Consider the following 18,267-nt stretch of genomic DNA (forward strand, 5'->3'; position numbering starts at 1 on the left):
CCACACCGTTTCCCGGAGACTCCATGAACGCCGCAGTTCCCCAGACCACCCTCGCCCTGCCCACCGCCAAGCTGCTGATCGACGGCGCGTTTGTCGAATCGCAAAGCGCCGAATGGGGCGACATCGTCAACCCCGCGACGCAGGAAGTCATCGGCCGCGTGCCGTATGCGACGCTCGACGAGGTCGACGCCGCGATCGCGTCCGCGCAGCGCGCATTCCAGACCTGGAAGACGACGCCGATCGGCGCGCGGCTGCGCATCATGCTGAAATTCCAGGATCTCGTGCGCCGCAATCTCGAACGGATCGCGCACACGCTGACGGCCGAGCAAGGCAAGACGCTGCCCGACGCGCAAGGCGACATCTTCCGCGGCCTGGAAGTCGTCGAGCACGCATGCTCGATCGGCACGCTGCAGCAGGGCGAATTCGCGGAGAACGTCGCGGGCGGCGTCGATACCTACACGCTGCGCCAGCCGATCGGCGTGTGTGCGGGCATCACGCCGTTCAACTTCCCCGGGATGATCCCGCTGTGGATGTTCCCGATGGCGATCGTCTGCGGCAACACCTTCGTGCTGAAGCCGTCGGAGCAGGACCCGCTGTCGACGATGCAGCTCGTCGAACTCGCGATCGAGGCCGGCGTGCCGCAAGGCGTGCTGAACGTCGTGCACGGCGGCAAGACGGTGGTCGACCGCCTCTGCACGCATCCGGACATCAAGGCGATCTCGTTCGTCGGCTCGACGCGCGTCGGCACCCACGTGTACAACCTCGGCAGCCAGCACGGCAAGCGCGTGCAGTCGATGATGGGCGCGAAGAATCACGCGGTCGTGCTGCCCGACGCACACCGCGAGCAGTCGATCAACGCGCTCGTCGGCGCGGGCTTCGGCGCGGCCGGCCAGCGCTGCATGGCGACCTCGGTGGTCGTGCTGGTCGGCCGCGCGCGCGACTGGCTGCCCGAGCTCGTCGAGAAGGCGAAGGCGTTGAAGGTCAATGCGGGCGCGGAAGCCGGCACGGACGTCGGGCCGGTCGTGTCGAAGGCGGCGAAGGAACGCATCCTGTCGCTGATCGACGCGGGCGTGAAGGCCGGCGCGAAGCTCGAACTCGACGGCCGCGACGTGAAGGTGCCGGGCTACGAGCAGGGCAACTTCGTCGGCCCGACGATCTTCTCGGGCGTGACGACCGACATGCCGATCTACACGGAAGAAATCTTCGGGCCGGTGGTGGTCGTGATGGAAGCCGACACGCTCGACGAAGCCATCGCGCTCGTCAACCGCAACCCGATGGGCAACGGCGTGGGCCTGTTCACGCAGAGCGGCGCGGCCGCGCGCAAGTTCCAGAGCGAGATCGACATCGGCCAGGTCGGCATCAACATCCCGATCCCGGTGCCGGTGCCCTACTTCAGCTTCACCGGCTCGCGCGGCTCGAAGCTCGGCGATCTGGGCCCGTACGGCAAGCAGGTCGTGCAGTTCTACACGCAGACCAAGACCGTGACCGCACGCTGGTTCGACGACGACGCGACGGTCGGCGGCGTGAACACGACGATCGCGCTGCGCTGATGCCCGGGAGCCAGCACATGGAAATCGCATTCATCGGGCTCGGCAACATGGGCGGCCCCATGGCCGCCAACCTGCTCAAGGCCGGCCACGCGCTGACGGTGTTCGACCTCGACGCGCACGCGGTCGACGCCGCGGTGCGCGCGGGCGCGACCGCCGCCGGCTCGCCGCGCGACGCGGCCGCGCGCGGCGCGGTCGTGATCACGATGCTGCCGGCCGCCCAGCACGTGCGCGCGGTCTATCTCGGCGACGACGGCGTGCTGGCCGGCGCGCGCGCCGGCGCGACGCTGATCGACTGCAGCACGATCGATCCCGGCACCGTGCGCGCGGTGGCCGACGCGGCCGCGCAGCGCGGCTTCCCGCTCGCCGACGCGCCCGTGTCGGGCGGCACCGGCGGCGCGCAGGCCGGCACGCTGACCTTCATGGTCGGCGCGGAAGGCGCGCTGTTCGAGCGCATCCGCCCCGTGCTGCTCGACATGGGCCGGAACGTCGTGCATTGCGGCGGAACGGGCACCGGGCAGATCGCGAAGATCTGCAACAACCTGCTGCTCGGGATCTCGATGATGGGCGTGTCGGAGGCGATGGCGCTCGGCGCCGCGCTCGGCATCGACCCGGCGGTGCTGGCCGGCATCATCAACACCTCGACCGGGCGTTGCTGGAGTTCGGACACGTACAACCCGTATCCGGGCGTCAGCGACACCGCGCCGGCCGCACGCGGTTACGCGGGCGGCTTCGCGGCGAACCTGATGCTGAAGGATCTCGGGCTCGCGACCGAAGCGGCGCGGCATGCGCATCAACCGGTGTGGATGGGCGCGCTCGCGCAGCAGCTTTATCAGTCGATGAACCAGCAGGGGCTCGGCACGCTCGACTTCTCCGCGTGCGTGAAGCTGTACGAGGCGCAGCCGGCGTAAGCGCCGCGGCCCGCGCCGGACGTACGCCGGCCCGCGATGCACCTGCGTGCATCGCGGGCCGGTCTGCATGCGGGGGAGGAAAACCGCCGCGCCGCTTCGGCGGGCCGGGCGGCGCAACCGCGCCGCCGGCCGGTCAGCTGCGCGGGTTCGACGCCGTCTCGAAGGTCGGATGGCACTCGAACGCGAGTTCGGAACGCGCGCCGACGCGGCTGCCGCCGGTCAGCGCCTCCTGCTTCAGGCTCGCGCGCATGCCGCGCTGCGTGCAATAGCTGGTGGCTTCGTTGACCGCCCGCTCATGGGCGTCGGCCCATGTCGTCGACACGCCGACCGTGCGCGTCGTCACGGTGAACACGTTCGGATTCGACGTCGCGGTCACGTCGGAAGCGGTCGAACACGCGGCGAGCAAGCATGCGGCAGCCGCAACGGTCAACCATCGCAGGGTTCGGGAAGAAACGGAAGTGGACATGGGGGGCAGGCACGCGCCTTTTGGCGCGCATTGAGCAACATAGGCCACAGTATGCCTGCCCGATCACCGGAGATCATGCCCCTTTCGGTGAACACATTGTTTCGAAAGGTTAAACGATACCGGTATCGCTCTGGTCGGTCGGGAATTTTGGGGCCATATTCGGTCCGCTCACGGGCCTTCCGGCATTTTTGACACCCGCGACGCCGGGGCCAGCCGCACGGCCCGAACCGCCCCAAACAGAGAACCGCGACCGGGAGGCCCGCAAGGCCGGAAAACCGCCTCGCCGCTCCACCGCCTTCGCCACGGATCGCGCCCTCAAACCCACCATCCGCCTGCCTCACCCGGCCGCCACGGCCCGTCGCATTCCATTCATTTTCCGAATGCCACCCAGCCGAATATTTAATTTCCCATCGCCGGACGGCCCGCCCATACTCGCCAGCAAATCCGAGACATAACGTCCACGCCGGCCGGGCCAGCGCAATGCGCCCCCGCAGCCGGTTCGCGCCCCTGCACATGGAAGGAGACACCTGCGTGCAACTGGAAGCCACTCACCGCCCGGGCCTCATGCCCGGCGCGCACGACGCATCGCATCGAACCGACACGGCCGCGCACGATCCCGCGCTGAGCCCCCGGCTGCACAATTCCGACCTCGCGCCGACCCGGGCCGAGGGCCGCACATGGGGCCGCTACAGCATCTTCGCGCTGTGGACCAACGACGTGCACAACATCGCCAACTACTCGTTCGCGATCGGGCTGTTCGCGCTCGGCCTGTCGGGCTGGCAGATGCTCGCGTCGCTCGCGATCGGCGCGGTGCTCGTGTACGGCTTCATGAACCTCACCGGCTACATGGGCCAGAAGACCGGCGTGCCGTTCCCGGTGATCAGCCGGATGAGCTTCGGCATCTACGGCGCACTGCTGCCGGCGATGATCCGCGCGGTGATCGCGATCGCGTGGTTCGGCATCCAGACCTATCTCGCGTCCGTCGTGCTGCGCGTGCTGCTCACCGCGATCTGGCCGGGCCTCGCCGCGTTCGACCGGGACGCGATCCTCGGGCTGTCGACGCTCGGCTGGATCACGTTCGTCGCGATCTGGCTCGTGCAGATCGGCATCCTCACGTACGGGATGGAAATGGTCCGCAAGTACGAAGGGCTCGCCGGCCCGGTGATCCTGGTCACGACGCTGTCGCTCGCCGCATGGATGTTCAGCCGCACGGGCGGCCATCCCGCGATGTCGATCGGCAAGCCGCTGACCGGCCTGAAGATGTGGACGGAGGTGTTCGCGGGCGGCGCGCTGTGGCTCGCGATCTACGGCACGCTGGTGCTCAACTTCTGCGATTTCGCGCGCTCGTCGCCGAGCGCGAAGACGGTGCGCGTGGGCAACTTCTGGGGGCTGCCGGTCAACATCCTCGTGTTCGCGACGATCAGCTTCGTGCTCGCCGGCGCGCAGTTCAAGCTGAACGGCCACATCATCCACAGCCCGACGGAAATCATCGCGACGGTGCCGAACAGGCTGTTCCTCGTGCTCGGCTGCCTCGCGTTCCTGATCGTGACGGTCGCCGTCAACATCATGGCGAACTTCGTCGCGCCGGCCTTCGTGCTGACGAGCCTCGCGCCGCACCGCCTGTCGTTCCGCCGCGCCGGGCTGATCAGCGCGACGGTCGCCGTGCTGATCCTGCCGTGGAACCTGTACAACAGCCCGATCGTGATCGTCTACTTCCTGTCCGGGCTCGGCGCGCTGCTCGGCCCGCTGTACGGGATCATCACGGTCGACTACTGGCTCGTGCGCAAGCAGCGCGTGAATGTGCCCGATCTCTACACCGAAGCGCCGACCGGCGCCTATTTCTACACGCGCGGCGTGAACCGCAAGGCGCTCGCGGCACTCGTGCCGTCCGCGCTGATCTCGATCGCGCTCGCCGTCGTGCCGGCCTTCGGCGCGATGACGCCGTTCTCGTGGCTGCTCGGCGCGGCCATCGCGGGCGGCGTGTACTGGCTGCTGGCCGATCGCACGCGGCACTACGACGAGCGCTCGGGCGAGCACATCGCGGTCGCCTGCGCCCGACACTGAACCCACGCTTACGGAGTCACGATGAGGATCCTGGTAGTCAACGTCAACACGACCGCGTCGATCACCGACGCGATCGCCGCGCAGGCGCAGGCCGCCGCGTCGCCGGGCACGGAGATCGTCGGGCTGACGCCGCGCTTCGGCGCGGAATCGGTCGAAGGCAACTTCGAGAGCTACCTCGCGGCGATCGCGGTGATGGATCGCGTGCTGAGCTACGACGAACCGTACGACGCGGTGATCCAGGCCGGCTACGGCGAGCACGGCCGCGAAGGCCTGCAGGAACTGCTGACGGTGCCCGTCGTCGACATCACCGAAGCGGCCGCGAGCGTCGCGATGCTGCTCGGCCACCGCTACTCGGTGGTCACGACGCTCGACCGCACGGTGCCGCTGATCGAGGATCGCCTGAAGCTCGCCGGGCTCGATGCGCGCTGCGCGTCGGTCCGCGCGAGCGGCCTCGCGGTGCTCGAACTCGAAGAGAATCCGGCCCGCGCGATCGAGGCGATCGTCGGCCAGGCGCAGCGCGCGGTGAAGGACGATCGCGCGGAAGTGATCTGTCTCGGCTGCGGCGGGATGGCCGGCCTCGACCGGCAGATCGGGGAATGCACGGGCGTGCCGGTCGTGGACGGCGTCGCGGCCGCCGTCGCGCTCGCCGAGTCGCTGGTCCGGCTGAAGCTGACGACGTCGAAGGTGCGCACGTACGCGCCGCCGCGCCCGAAGCGGATCGTCGGCTGGCCGGGCACGTTCGTCAAATGAACGGCCGCCGGCCCGCGGCGACGCCGCGCGCGGACCTCGCCGTGCCGGACGCCCCGTCGACATGCGGGACGCGGTAGGCCCGTCGTCGCCGCCGCGCGACGCGTCCGACGCCGCGCACGCGCTCGACCTCCTCGATGCGCGGCTGATGCGCATCCTGCTGGTGCTGCTGACCGAGCGCACCGTGTCGCGCGCGGCCGTGCGCCTGAACATGTCGCAGCCGGCGACGAGCGCCGCGCTCAAGCGCCTGCGCACGCTGCTCGGCGATCCGCTGCTGGTGCGCGGCCGCTACGGGATGGTGCCGACCGAGTTCGGCGCGCGGCTGATCGACCCGCTGCGCAACGCGCTGCGCGTGATCGACTTCATCCGCATCCAGCAGCCGACGTTCGACGCCCGCTCGTCGGTGCGCACCTATCGGATCGGCTGCCCCGATTACCTGAACGTGCTGTTCGTGCCGAAGCTCGTCGCGCTGTTCCGCGAGCGCGCGCCGAACGCGCAGCTCGTGTTCCATCCGCTCGGCGACGGCTTCGACGACGAGCGCGCGCTGGCCGACGGCGAGCTCGACGTCGTGATCGACAATCGCCCGGCCCGCTCGTCGCGCTTCCGGCAGGACGACCTGTTCGACGATCGCATCGTGTGCCTGATGCGCGCGACGCATCCGCTCGCGCGGCGCGGCGCGATGACGGCCGCCGAGTATGCCGACGCGCCCCAGCTGTGCCCGACGCCGTCGCGGCTCGAAGCGTCCGGCGCGATCGACCGGCAGCTCGAACGCGTGGGCCTGCAGCGGCGGATCGTCGTCACGCTGCCGCATTTCGAACTCGCCGCGCACGCGCTCGTGCGCACCGACATGCTCCTGACCACCACGTACCGGCTCGCGCGACACTATGCGAAGCTGCTGCCGCTCGCCGCCGTGGCGCTGCCGGCCGAGCCGCCGGAGATCGTGTACCGGATGACGTGGAACGAAGCGGGCGCGGGCGTCGACGGCGTGCGCTGGCTGCGCGGGCTGATCGCGGAAGCGACGCGCGCGTGGCTCGACGCCGAGGCCGGGCGGCCGGCGGTGGCTGCGGTGGCCGCCGGCGCGGCCGACGACGCGCGCGACGGCACGCCTGCCGTCACGGCCACGCCCGAACCGCCGCGACGCACGCGCCGCGGCCGGCCGACGCATTGCCGCGCCTCGCACCCGCCGAGGGCGGCGCGCGTCCATCGCGTCGCGACCAAGCCGCACTGAACGGCGCGACGCGATGCGACGGGCGCACGATGTCAGGTATGCCGCGCAAGCGTGAGCAAGATCGACAGCGACACGATCGATCCGAGCGTCGACAGCAGGATCGTGCGCGACGTCACGTGCGCTTCGCGCCCGTAGAACTCGGCCAGCATGTAAGGCCCCGTGCCGGTCGGCAGCGCGGCGAGCACGACGGCGATCTGCACGAGCACGGGCGGCATCGCGAACACGCGCACGCCGAGCCACCACGCGAGGGCCGGCTGCACGAACAGCTTCACCGCCGTCAGCGCGACGCTGCCGCGCGGCGCCGGACCGCCCGCCTCCCGCTTCTCCGCGAGAAACAACCCGAGACTGACGAGCGCACACGGGCTGGCGGCCGCGCCGAGCAACTTCAGGAACGTGTCGACGGGCGCGCCGAGCGGCACCCGGGCGGCCGATACGCAAACGCCCGCGAGCGGCGCGACGATCAGCGGATTGCGCAGCAGCGCGCCGATCACCTTCCACATCAGTTTCAGCGGCGCGCGGTCCCGCTGCAGCCCGATCTCGATCAGCACGATCGCACCGGCGAACAGCACGCACGCGACGAGGATGGTGGCGATCGTGGTCGGCGTGAGGCTGTCGGGGCCGAACGCGAGCAGGCACAGCGGAAAGCCGAGATAGCCGACGTTCGGATACGACGCGGCGATCGCGTCGACGCTCGCATCCGCGAGCCCGCGCCCGCTGCACAGGCGCCACGCGAGCACGCCGACGAACACGAGCGCGCACGTCGATGCGAAGGTGGCCACGAAGGCCGGCTGGTCGAGCTCGCGCCACGACGCATGCGCCATGATCTGGAACAGCAGCGCGGGCAGCGCGAGCCACACGACGAACCGGTTCAGCTCCGGGGCCGCGGCCGGCCCGAGTACCCCGCGCCGGCGGCACAGGAACCCTGCCGCGATCAGCCCGAATACGGGCAACAGAATCTCGATCGTCGATGACATCTTGAATGCGCTGCGTGAAACCGGAACGCGCCAGCATAATGGTTCGGCCGGAGCGCGTCCAATCGCGCGGCCCGCCGACGCCCCGCGTCACGCGTCGCGCAGCGGTTGCGCAAGCAACCTGTATGCGACGGCGGCCGTGACGAGCGCGAGCGCGCCGCTCGCCGTCAGCGCATCGGCGAACCCGCTCGCGAACGCGACCGGCGCCGCCCGGGCGAGCACGCCGGCGGCCGACGGCGGCACGCGCTCCAGCGCGCGCGCCAGGTCGCCGGCCAGCAGGCTCGACATGAACGGCGCGTCGGCAAACGCGCGCAGGCCGGGCGCGTCGGACAGCAGGCGGTCGAGCCGCGCCTGCGTGCTCGCCGCCAGCACCGCGCCGAGCACGCCGACGGCCGTCACGATCGCCGAGAAGCGCGTCGTCGTGCTGATGCCCGACGCCATGCCCGTGCGGTGCGGCGGCACGCACGCCATGATCGCCTTCTGCGTGTCGCCGTTCATCACGCCGGCGCCGCAGCCCGTCACGAACATGCCGATCGCGACGAGCCGGTAGTCGCCGCCGGCGGTCAGCGCCGCGGTCGCGAGGTTGCCCGCGCCGATCAGCGCGAGCCCGCCCGCCAGCACGCCGCCCGGCGACGCGCGCGCGGCGAGCGCCGCGCCCAGCGACGGCCCGGCGATCATCGCGACCGCGAACGGCAGCATCCCGAGCCCCGCATCGATCGCCGACATCCCGAACGCGTTCTGCAGGTACAACGGCAGGAACGTCATCATCACCTGCGCGCACGCGGCATAGCCGAACATCGCGAGCACGGCGCCGACGAAGCGCGGCTGGCGAAACAGCGCGAGATCGATCATCGGCCGCGCCTGCCAGCGCTCCGCGCCGACGAACGCCGCCAGCAGCGCGGCGGCGAGCGCGAGCCGGCCGAGCGTCGCGGCCGACAGCCAGCCGTGCGACGGCGCACCGATCAGCGCGGCGATCGCGCATGCGAGCGCCGCGCCGAACAGCAGGCTGCCGGCCGCATCCACGCGTTTCGCGTGCGGATCGCGCGATTCGTCGATCGCGACGCGCGCGCCGGCCGCGAGCAGCAGGCAGACGGGCAGGTTGAGCAGGAACACCCAGCGCCATCCGATCCATTGCGTGATCGCGCCGCCGACGAGCGGCGCGACGGCCGTCGCGATCCCCATGCACATGCCCCAGACCGCCCATGCGCGCGCCCGTTCGCGCCCTTCCGGAAACCGGTTGGCGATCACGGCGAGCGCCGCCGTCAGCAGCAGCGCGGCGCCGCCGCCCTTCACCGCCCGCGCGGCGATCAGCCAGCCGGCCGACGGCGCGACGCCGCAGCCGAGCGACGCGCAGAAAAAGACCGCGAGCCCCGCGCCCAGCATCCGCTTGCGCCCGAAGCGGTCGGCCAGCCCGCCGGCCGGCAGCAGGCACGCGGCGAACGCGGTCATGTAGGCGCTCACGACCCACTCGATCGCGGCAAAGCTCGCGTGAAAGCTGCGCGCGATGCTCGGCAGCGACACGGCGACGACGTTCGTATCGAGCACGATCAGCGCGCAGGTCGCGGACGCGACGGCGAGCGTCGCGGCGGCGGGCGCCCGGGCGGCCATGTGCGGGGCGTCGGCCGCGCCTGCGCGCGACACCGGTGAGGATCGGGACATCGGCAACTCCGGAACAGGATGAACGAGCCGTATGCTAGGCTTGCCCGGTATTGCCTGTCATTGATACTCAGGCGCTGTTTTATTGACGAAAAATGCAATCATGGACCGGCTCGAATTCCGTCACGTGCGCGCCTTCCTGAGCGTCGCGGAGCACCTGCACTTCGCCCGCGCGGCCGACGCGCTCGACATGGCCCCGCCCGCGCTCACGCGCCAGATCCAGGAAGCCGAACGCGCGCTCGGCGTGCGGCTGTTTCACCGGTCGCGTCGCGCGGTCACGCTGAGCGCGGCCGGCGAGGCCTATCTCGCCGAAGCCCGCGCCGCATTCGAGCACCTGCAGCGCGGCCGCGAACTCGCCGCGCTGGCCGAGCGCGGCGAGCTCGGCCGGATCGAGATCGGCTACGTATCGTCGGCCGTCTACTCGGGCACGCTGCAGCGCACGGTCGGCGCATTTCGCGCCGCGCACCCGCGCATCGAGCTGAACCTGCGCGAAGTGCCGATGGACGACGTCGCGAACCAGCTCGACGCGGGCCGGCTCGACCTCGCGTACGTGCGCCCGCCGCTGCCCTTGCCCGGCGGCCTGCGGATCGTCACGCTGCAGCGCGACGTGTTCGTCGCGGCGGTGCCGGCCGGGTCGCGCCATGCGTCGATGGCGGCCGTGCGCGCCGCCGATCTCGCGGACGCGCGCTTCGCGGTGCCCGAACAGGAACTCGGCACGCTGGAGGTGGCGCGCCGCGGCCGCTTCGCGCCGGTCGTCGCCGCGCGGCCGGGCGGCCTGCTCGCGGTGCTCGCGTGCGTGTCCGTGAACGGCTGGGTCGCCGTGATTCCCGATGCGCTCGCCGGCTGCGTGTCGCTGCCGGGGGTCGTGTACCGGCCGATCGCCGGCAAGCCGATCACGTCGGAGCTCGCGCTCGCGCACCGGCGGTTCGACAAGGCGCCGGCGGTACGCGCGTTCCTGCGCACGGTCGCGCCAGCCGCGTAAGGCGCCCGGTCCGCGCGCCCCGGCGCGGCCGCCGGCGTCGTGGCCGGCCGGCGGAGCGGCCGCCGCCTACGCGTCCGACGTCCGCCCCGCCGCACACGCGCTCCCCCCCGAGCAAACCCGCGCATGCTGTCACCACCGTGCCATTCATGCGTACAATCATCTGACAGCTTGCCGCCGCGGCACGCGGCAAACGAACCAGGCCAATACAAGCACAAGACTTGAGCCGATCCGGACCCGTTTCCGCGAGTCCGGCGGCAACAGGACCCAATAATGCGGCGCAGACCGGATCTCACGGGGGGACATATGTCCAGGCACACCCGAAAGCCGTTGGTATCGCTCGTCGTGCCGTTTCACGACGAGGCGGAAGCGATCGAGGCATTTTTCGCGACCACCGTTCCCATCCTCGAATCGGTCGACGCCACGCGCTTCGAAATCGTTTGCGTGAACGACGGCAGCCGCGACGACACGCTGGAGCGGCTGATCGACTTCGCGGCGGGCGATCCGCGCGTGCGCATCGTCGATCTCACGCGGCGCTTCGGCAAGGAGGCCGCGCTCACGGCCGGCATCGACGAAGCGGCCGGCTCGGCCGTGATCCTGATCGACGCCGACCTGCAGGATCCGCCCGCGCTGATTCCCGAGATGATCGAGCGCTGGCGGGCCGGCGCGGAAGTCGTCGCCGCGAAGCGCACCGACCGCATGTGCGACCCGCTGATGCAGCGCGTGGCCGCCGCGCTCTACTACCGCGTGCACAACCAGCTCTCCGAAGTCGAAATGCCGGAGAACGTCGGCGATTTCCGGCTGATGGACCGCCAGGTCGTCGACGCGCTGCGCGCGCTGCCCGAGCGGCGGCGCTTCATGAAAGGGCTGTTCGCGTGGGTCGGCTACCGCATCGAGATCATCGAATACACGCGCGCCCCGCGCAGCGGCGGCCGCTCGAAATTCTCCGGGTGGCGCCGCTGGAACTTCGCGCTCGAAGGCATCACGAGCTTCAGCACCGTGCCGCTGCGCGTGTGGACCTACATCGGCCTCGCGTTCGCCGCGCTGTCGTTCGCCTACGGCGCGTACATCGTCATGCGCACGCTGCTGTTCGGCAACCCCGTGCACGGCTACGCGTCGCTGATCTCCGTGATGCTGTTCGTCGGCGGCATCCAGCTGATCGGCATCGGCGTGATCGGCGAATACCTCGGCCGCATCTATCACGAATCGAAGCAGCGCCCGGTCTACCTCGTGCGGCGCCGTTACCGCACGCAGGTCCACCTGGGCCAGCAACCCGCGCGGCACGCGGCGCAGCCCGACGGCTCGAAGCTGCTGCCGTTCCCGGTCCGGCGCATCGCCGCGGCCCGGCGCCGGCAGACGGCCGCCATGGGCGCGCCGGCCGCGCGCAACCTGTCGGTCAAGTAACGCCGCATGGATATTTCCGGCTTGTCGATCCGGACCGACGACCGCCCCGTCCGCGCCTGGCTGACACCGGGACGCATCGCGTTCTACAGCGTCGTCATGCTGACGGCCACAGTGCTGCTCGGGTCGATCCTGGCCTGGGTCGGCTTCCGCTCGAACGACCCGCAGATGTTCCGCGCCGGCTCGGGCTACGCGGTGTTCTGGTCCGCGTCGCATCTGATGCTGCGCGGCACGCCGTGGCACGCCTACGACGTCCCCACGTTCTCGCGGGTGTTTGCCGAACTGTTCCCGTCGGCCGGCCGCTACGCGTTCCTGCCGTGGCTGTACCCGCCGTCGTACCTGCTGGCGGTGGCGCCGTTCGCGCTGCTGCCCTATGCGATCGGCTATCCGTTGTTCGTCGCGCTCGGTATCGGCGTGCTCGGCCTGGCGGTCTGGCACGTGTCCGGGCTCGCCGCGACGCCCGGCGCGAAACGCGTCGGCTGGCTTGCGCTGGTCGCGTGCCCGGGCGTGTTCGTCACCGCGATGTACGGGCAGAATGCGATGCTGACGGCGGCATGCGCGGCGCTGGCCGTGCATTTCGCCGACCGCCGGCCGATGCTGGCCGGCTTCCTGATCGGACTCCTGTCGGTCAAGCCGCAACTGGCGCTGCTGTTCCCGTTCGTGCTGATTGCCGCGCGCGCGTGGCGCACGTTCGCGTGGGCCGCCGCATTCGCGGCCGCTTTCACGATGCTCGGGGTCGCGGCGGGCGGCATCGAATCGGTCCGGCTTTTCCTGCAGAACGCCAGCGCGCTGCGCGCGCTGATCATCGAGCACGGCGTGGCGTTCTGGTTCGCGTCGCCGACGCCGTTCGCCGCGCTGCGCCTCGCCGGGCTCTCGCCGGCGCTCGCCTACGCCGGACAGGCCGCCATCGCCGCGATCGCGATCGCGGCCGCATGCGCGATCTGGCACCGCAGCCGCGACACGCGGTTGCGCGCCGCGGTGCTGATCGTCGCGACGCTGGTCGCGAATCCCTATGTCTGGCACTACGAACTGTCGTGGTTGTGCATTCCAATCGCGTGCATGGTCGCCATCGGCTCGCAAGGCGGCTGGCTGCGCGGCGAGCAAGCCATCGTGGCCGTCATGTGGGCGCTGCCGCTGTACGAATTCCTGAACCCGCCGATGCACCTGCCGCAGATCGGGCCCGCCGTGACCTTGTTCGCACTGCTCGCGTTGCTGCGGCGCGCACGGCTCGCCGGCAGCGTCGGCGCGAGGCGCTAGCCGCGCGCCGCCCGTCCGGGCGGCCCGCCATCCGACCCCGCCCGCCGGGGGCCCGCCCGGGCTTCCGCGCTCCCCCGATGCGGCGATAAGCATAGTTCAAATCGTTGCTTGTCCGGCCCCGGCACGTCATCGAGAATGACCCGACGGGCTGCGGCCCCGCCTCGTTCCCCAACGTTCCGGATCCATCGATTCATGCTTCCACTGCGCCTGTTGCGATCGCTGCTGATCGCGTCCCTCATTGCGTTGCCGGCCGCCGCCGCGCACGCCGACAAACCCGCCACGATCCGCATCGGCGTCGCCCAGCAAGGCGCCGGCGATCCGCCGACGTTCGGCGGATCGAGCACCGCCACCGCGCAATTGCAGCAACTGGTCGAAAAGGAATTCGCGGCCGACGGCATCCAGGTGCAGTGGCTGTTCTTCAAGGGCGCGGGGCCGGCCGTCAACGAGGCGATCGCCAACAAGGCGATCGACTTCGCGTACCAGGGCGACCTGCCCGCCGTGCTCGCACGCGCGAACGGGATCAAGACGCACCTGCTGCTCGCCGCGAGCGTGCGCTCGGGCGTCAAGATCGCGGTACCGCCCGACTCGCCGATCCGCTCGATCAAGGACCTGAAGGACCGCCGCGTGTCGATCTTCCGCGGCACGAACCTGCAGCTCGTCGCCGACAACGCGCTCGCGAAGAACGGCCTCGGCGAACGCGACCTGCGCGTGATCAACCTCGACGCGGCAAGCTCGCTGGCCGCGCTCGCGTCGAAGGGCATCGACGCGTCGGTGGGCGATTACCAGCTGTACAAGCTGCGCGACGCCGGGCTCGCGAAGATCATCTACGAATCGCAGAACGACGGCCCGCAATTGACGCGCCAGACCCACCTGCTCGTGCTCGACGATTTCGAGCGTGCGCATCCGGACGTCGTGCAGCGCGTCGTCAACGCGATCGTGAAGGGCGCGCAATGGTCGTCCGACGAGGCGAACCGCGACGCGCTGTTCAAGCTGTGGGCGAAAAGCGGCGTGCCGGTTTCGTCATGGCAGGCCGACTATGCGAACCAGCGCCTGAAGGACCGCCTGTCGCCGCTGATCGATCCGTTTCTCGTCGCCCGCTACAAGGCCGTAGCACAGGACGCGCTGGCGTTGAAACTGATCCGCCAGCCGGTCGACATCGACGGCTGGTTCGAGCCGAAATACCTCGACAACGCGCTGCGCACGCTGAAGCTCGAACACTACTGGCAGCGTTACGACGCGGCCGGCAAGCCCCTCTCCTGACCCGGACCCGCCCCGATGAGCGACACCGCGTTTCCCGTCCCGACATCCGGGCCGCATGCGCCCGCCGCGCAGCCGCACGGCGCGGCGGCCCTGAAACGGCTGTCGTGGCGGCTCGCGCCGTGGCTGCTGCCCGCGCTGCTGTTCGCGCTGTGGACCGTCGGCAGCGCGCGCGGCTGGATCGCGCAGCAGATCCTGCCGCCGCCCGAGCGCGTATTCGATGCGCTCGCCGATCTCGCGACGAGCGGCGATCTCGCGCGCCACACGCTGATCAGCCTGCAGCGCGTGCTGGTCGGCTTCGCGGCCGGCACGCTGCTCGGGTTCGCGACCGGCGTCGCGCTCGGCCTGTCGCGCACGCTCGAAGCCTACGTACTGCCGAGCTTCAACGCGCTCGTGCAGATCCCGGTGCTCGGCTGGCTGCCGTTCCTGCTGCTGCTCGTCGGCGTCGGCGAACCGCTGAAATACCTGCTGATCGCACACGCGGCGCTCGTCCCCGTCACGCTGAGCACGCTGCAAGGGTTCCGCCAGACGCCGCCGGCGCTCGACGAGGTCGCGCGCGTGTTCGGCTACACGCGTCGGCAACGCATCGTCCACGTCGTGCTGCCCGCCGCGATCCCGACCCTCGCGACCGGCGTGCGGCTCGCGTTCACGAAATCCTGGCTCGCGCTCGTGGTCGTCGAACTCGTCGCGTCGTCCGAAGGGCTCGGCTACCTGATCGTGTACGGGCGGCAACTGTTCCAGCTCGATCTCGTGATGGCGGCCGTGATCGTCGTCGGCGCGGTCGGGCTGCTGATCAACCGGCTGCTCGACGCGCTCGAAGCGCGCCTGCGCCGCGGCGTGCCGTCCGCGTTCCGCGGCTGAACCAGCCCTGCCCGCCCGCACAACCGAAGGAAACCACCCGTGACGCATTCCACCGTGCCCGACGCCGCTCCGCCGGCCGCCAAGGCCGCCCGCCGCCTGCACGCGCCCGACTGGCGCGGCTTCGTGCTGCCGCTCGTCGCGTTCGCGCTGTGGTGGGCGGTCGCGTCCGCGCATCTCGTGAACAGCGGGCTGCTCGTCGGCCCGGCCGACGTGCTGCGCACCGCGTGGGCCCAGGCCGCGAGCGGCGCGCTGGGCCGCGCGCTGTCCGCATCGCTCGCGCGTGAAGCGTGCGGGTTCGCGCTCGGCGCGACGGGCGGGCTGCTGCTCGGCGCCGCGCTCGGGCTGTCGCGCACCGTCGCGCGGACAATCGGCCCGAGCTTCGACACGTTCAAGCAGATCTCGCTGTTCGCGTGGATTCCGCTGATTTCCGTATGGTTCGGCCTCGGCGACGTCGCCAAGGTCGTGTTCCTGTCGCTCGCCGCGCTGCTGCCCGTGGCCGCGCACACCTGCGACGGCATTCACGCGGTGCCGCGCGCCTATGTCGACGTCGCCCGCGCGCTGCGCTACTCGCGGCTCCAGCTCGTGCGCCACGTGATCCTGCCGGCCGCGCTGCCGTCGATCTTCACCGGGCTGTATCTCGGCCTGATCTATTCGTGGCTCGCGACGCTCGGCGCCGAATACCTGCTGGTCGCCGGCAGCGGCATCGGCAACACGCTGATCGACGGCAGCGAGCAGTTCCGGATGGATCTCGTGCTGTTCGGCATCATCGTCGTCGGCGTGACCGGCTGGGCACTGAACGCGATCGCGCGCGCGATCGAGCGCAAGGTGCTCGCGCGGCGCGGCGACCTGCCGCGCTGACCGCCCTTCCGACCTTCCCCGCCGCTACTTCTTCCTCGCACCGCCATGACCACTCTCGCCTCCGATTCGCTCGACATCCTTCACGTGAGCAAGCGCTATGCGCAACGCGGCGCGACGCTCGCCGTGCTCGACGACGTGTCGCTGCACGTGCGCGCCGGCGAATTCATCACGATCGTCGGCGCGAGCGGTTGCGGCAAGTCCACGCTGCTGCGGCTGATCGCCGGGCTCGACACCGACTACGAGGGCGAGATCCGCGCGGGCGACGAACGCGTGCGCGACACGTCGCTGCAGCGCGGGATCGTGTTCCAGGATCACCGGCTGTTCCCGTGGCTGACCGTCGCGCAGAACATCGAGGCCGCGCTGCGCAACGCGCCGCTCGACCCGGCCGCGAAGCGGCGCGCGGTCGCGGATCACGTCGCGCTCGTCGGGCTGAACGGCTTCGAGCACGCGTATCCGAACCAGTTGTCGGGCGGGATGGCGCAGCGCGTCGCGATCGCGCGCGGCCTCGTGAATCGCCCGCGCGTGCTGCTGCTCGACGAGCCGTTCGGCGCGCTCGACGCGCAGACACGCGCGCGCATGCAGAACGAGCTGCTGCGCATCTGGGAGCGGGAGCGCATCACGATGATCCTGGTCACGCACGACGTCGACGAAGCCGTGTATCTCGGCGATCGCGTCGTGACGATGGCGCCGCGGCCGGGCCGCATCGAACGCATCGTCGACGTCACGCTGCCGCGGCCGCGCCGGCGGGATTCGGCCGCGTTCGCGCGCTTGCGCGACACGGTGCTCGCCGACTTCGACGACAGCGAACCGCCGGGCCCCGGCGGCCCCGGCGGCAGGCGCGACGACGCGCCGCCCGCGCACCGGATCGGCGAGTGGCGGCTGGCGTGGTAGCGGCACGCCCCACGCCGCCTCGCTCAGCACGCCGGCGCATATCGATCGTCGCCGCGCGCGCTAAGGTTGTGACGATTCATCGGTTCCGGTTCCGCGCGGTCCCTGCTTGAATGGAGACTCGATCGACCCGCCCCCAGGAGACTCCCGATGTCCGAAGTCCAGCACGCCGCTCACCCGTCTTCGCATGCCTCGCACGCCGCGCCGCGCACGGCCGAGGTACCGCTCCAGCTTCGCCAGGTCGCCGGCCGGATCGGCGCCGAGATCGCCGGCGTCCGGCTGTCGGCCGCGCTCGACGACGCGACGTTCGACGCGGTCCAGGCCGCGCTGCTGCGCCACAAGGTGCTGTTCTTCCGCGGCCAGCAGCATCTCGACGACACCGCGCAGGAAGCGTTCGCGCGCCGCTTCGGCGACACCGTCGCCCATCCGACCGTGCCGTCCGTGGACGGCAGCGCGCACCTGCTCGAACTCGATTCCGCACACGGCGCCCGCGCGAATTCGTGGCACACCGACGTCACGTTCGTCGACGCGTACCCGAAGATCTCGATCCTGCGCGCGGTCGTGATTCCGCCGTTCGGCGGCGACACCGTGTGGGCCAATACGGCCGCCGCCTACGCGCACCTTCCCGACCCGCTGCGCGCGCTCGCCGATACGCTGTGGGCGCTGCATACGAACGCATACGACTACGCGTCGACGCATGCGCACGCCGACGATACGCAACTGAAGCGCTACCGCGAGGTGTTCACGTCGACCGTCTACGAAACCGAGCATCCGGTCGTGCGCGTCCACCCGGAAACCGGCGAACGCACGCTCGTGCTCGGCCATTTCGTGCAGCGGCTCAAGGGGCTGTCCGCGCAGGATTCCGCGCACCTGCTGCAGGTGTTCCATGAACACGTGACGCGCCTCGAGAACACCGTGCGCTGGAATTGGCAGGAGGGCGACGTCGCGATCTGGGACAACCGCGCGACGCAGCACTACGCGATCAACGACTACGGCGATGCGCGCCGCGTCGTGCGCCGTGCGACCGTGCACGGCGACGTACCGGTCGGCATCGACGGCCGCCAGAGCGTCGTGCTGAAGGGGCCGGGCGCGACGCTGCAGTAACGCACGCCTTGCCGCGGCGACGCCGTTTCACGCGCGCCGCCGCGCCTGCCCCGCGCTCTACCGCCGGCGCTT

16 protein-coding genes are annotated in these 18,267 nt (G+C 70.7%); 13 read left to right on the forward strand and 3 right to left on the reverse strand.

The annotated features are described in order from the left end of the window. Positions 1-23 precede the first annotated feature (23 nt). Both GQ56_RS0125775 and mmsB read left to right on the forward strand, forming a co-directional pair. A complete protein-coding gene (locus GQ56_RS0125775) occupies positions 24-1,550 on the forward strand; it encodes a CoA-acylating methylmalonate-semialdehyde dehydrogenase (protein WP_031401386.1) in 1,527 nt (508 codons plus the stop codon). Positions 1,551-1,567: 17 nt separating this feature from the next. Then, a complete protein-coding gene (mmsB, locus tag GQ56_RS0125780; protein ID WP_031401387.1) occupies positions 1,568-2,458 on the forward strand; it encodes a 3-hydroxyisobutyrate dehydrogenase in 891 nt (296 codons plus the stop codon). 133 nt (positions 2,459-2,591) lie between these two features. Here the strand turns inward: mmsB and GQ56_RS0125785 are convergent, their stop codons facing one another. Further along, a complete protein-coding gene (locus GQ56_RS0125785) occupies positions 2,592-2,924 on the reverse strand; it encodes a hypothetical protein (protein ID WP_031401388.1) in 333 nt (110 codons plus the stop codon). A gap of 513 nt (positions 2,925-3,437) precedes the next feature. On the opposite strand from GQ56_RS0125785, the gene GQ56_RS0125790 reads away from it, so the two are divergent. From GQ56_RS0125790 to GQ56_RS0125800, 3 genes are all read left to right on the forward strand, one after another. Continuing rightward, complete coding sequence (locus GQ56_RS0125790) at positions 3,438-4,988, forward strand: NCS1 family nucleobase:cation symporter-1 (RefSeq protein WP_031401389.1); 1,551 nt, start codon at positions 3,438-3,440, stop codon at positions 4,986-4,988. A 21-nt stretch (positions 4,989-5,009) separates the two neighbouring features. Beyond that, positions 5,010-5,738: an aspartate/glutamate racemase family protein gene (locus GQ56_RS0125795; protein WP_031401390.1), complete on the forward strand. Its 729-nt coding sequence runs from the start codon at positions 5,010-5,012 to the stop codon at positions 5,736-5,738. A 61-nt stretch (positions 5,739-5,799) separates the two neighbouring features. After that, entirely contained in the window at positions 5,800-6,963 is a 1,164-nt protein-coding gene (locus tag GQ56_RS0125800; RefSeq protein ID WP_031401391.1) for a LysR family transcriptional regulator, read from the forward strand. Between the two features lie 32 nt (positions 6,964-6,995). Here GQ56_RS0125800 and GQ56_RS0125805 read toward each other — a convergent pair whose 3' ends face one another. Beyond that, positions 6,996-7,937: an AEC family transporter gene (locus tag GQ56_RS0125805; protein ID WP_031401392.1), complete on the reverse strand. Its 942-nt coding sequence runs from the start codon at positions 7,935-7,937 to the stop codon at positions 6,996-6,998. An 87-nt stretch (positions 7,938-8,024) separates the two neighbouring features. Continuing rightward, on the reverse strand, positions 8,025-9,593 hold the full coding sequence (locus tag GQ56_RS0125810) for an MFS transporter (protein ID WP_031401393.1): 1,569 nt from the start codon (positions 9,591-9,593) through the stop codon (positions 8,025-8,027). Between the two features lie 100 nt (positions 9,594-9,693). Between GQ56_RS0125810 and GQ56_RS0125815 the strand changes: the two genes are divergently transcribed. From GQ56_RS0125815 to GQ56_RS0125850, 8 genes are all read left to right on the forward strand, one after another. After that, entirely contained in the window at positions 9,694-10,572 is an 879-nt protein-coding gene (locus GQ56_RS0125815) for a LysR family transcriptional regulator (protein WP_031401394.1), read from the forward strand. 303 nt (positions 10,573-10,875) lie between these two features. Then, positions 10,876-11,973: a glycosyltransferase family 2 protein gene (locus tag GQ56_RS0125820; RefSeq protein WP_031401395.1), complete on the forward strand. Its 1,098-nt coding sequence runs from the start codon at positions 10,876-10,878 to the stop codon at positions 11,971-11,973. Between the two features lie 6 nt (positions 11,974-11,979). Next, a complete protein-coding gene (locus tag GQ56_RS0125825) occupies positions 11,980-13,227 on the forward strand; it encodes a glycosyltransferase family 87 protein (protein ID WP_031401396.1) in 1,248 nt (415 codons plus the stop codon). Between the two features lie 192 nt (positions 13,228-13,419). After that, positions 13,420-14,487, forward strand: a complete 1,068-nt coding sequence (locus tag GQ56_RS0125830) for an ABC transporter substrate-binding protein (RefSeq protein WP_031401397.1) — start codon at positions 13,420-13,422, stop codon at positions 14,485-14,487. Positions 14,488-14,502: 15 nt separating this feature from the next. Then, positions 14,503-15,345: an ABC transporter permease gene (locus tag GQ56_RS0125835; protein WP_031401398.1), complete on the forward strand. Its 843-nt coding sequence runs from the start codon at positions 14,503-14,505 to the stop codon at positions 15,343-15,345. Between the two features lie 39 nt (positions 15,346-15,384). Further along, a complete protein-coding gene (locus tag GQ56_RS0125840) occupies positions 15,385-16,203 on the forward strand; it encodes an ABC transporter permease (RefSeq protein WP_031401399.1) in 819 nt (272 codons plus the stop codon). A 45-nt stretch (positions 16,204-16,248) separates the two neighbouring features. Beyond that, complete coding sequence (locus GQ56_RS0125845; RefSeq protein ID WP_031401400.1) at positions 16,249-17,094, forward strand: ABC transporter ATP-binding protein; 846 nt, start codon at positions 16,249-16,251, stop codon at positions 17,092-17,094. Positions 17,095-17,241: 147 nt separating this feature from the next. Next, positions 17,242-18,195 carry a TauD/TfdA dioxygenase family protein gene (locus GQ56_RS0125850; protein ID WP_031401401.1) on the forward strand — a complete coding sequence of 318 codons (954 nt, stop codon included), beginning with the start codon at positions 17,242-17,244 and terminating at the stop codon, positions 18,193-18,195. The last annotated feature ends 72 nt before the right edge of the window (positions 18,196-18,267 follow it).

This window comes from Burkholderia paludis, from assembly GCF_000732615.1.
Lineage (GTDB): Bacteria > Pseudomonadota > Gammaproteobacteria > Burkholderiales > Burkholderiaceae > Burkholderia > Burkholderia paludis.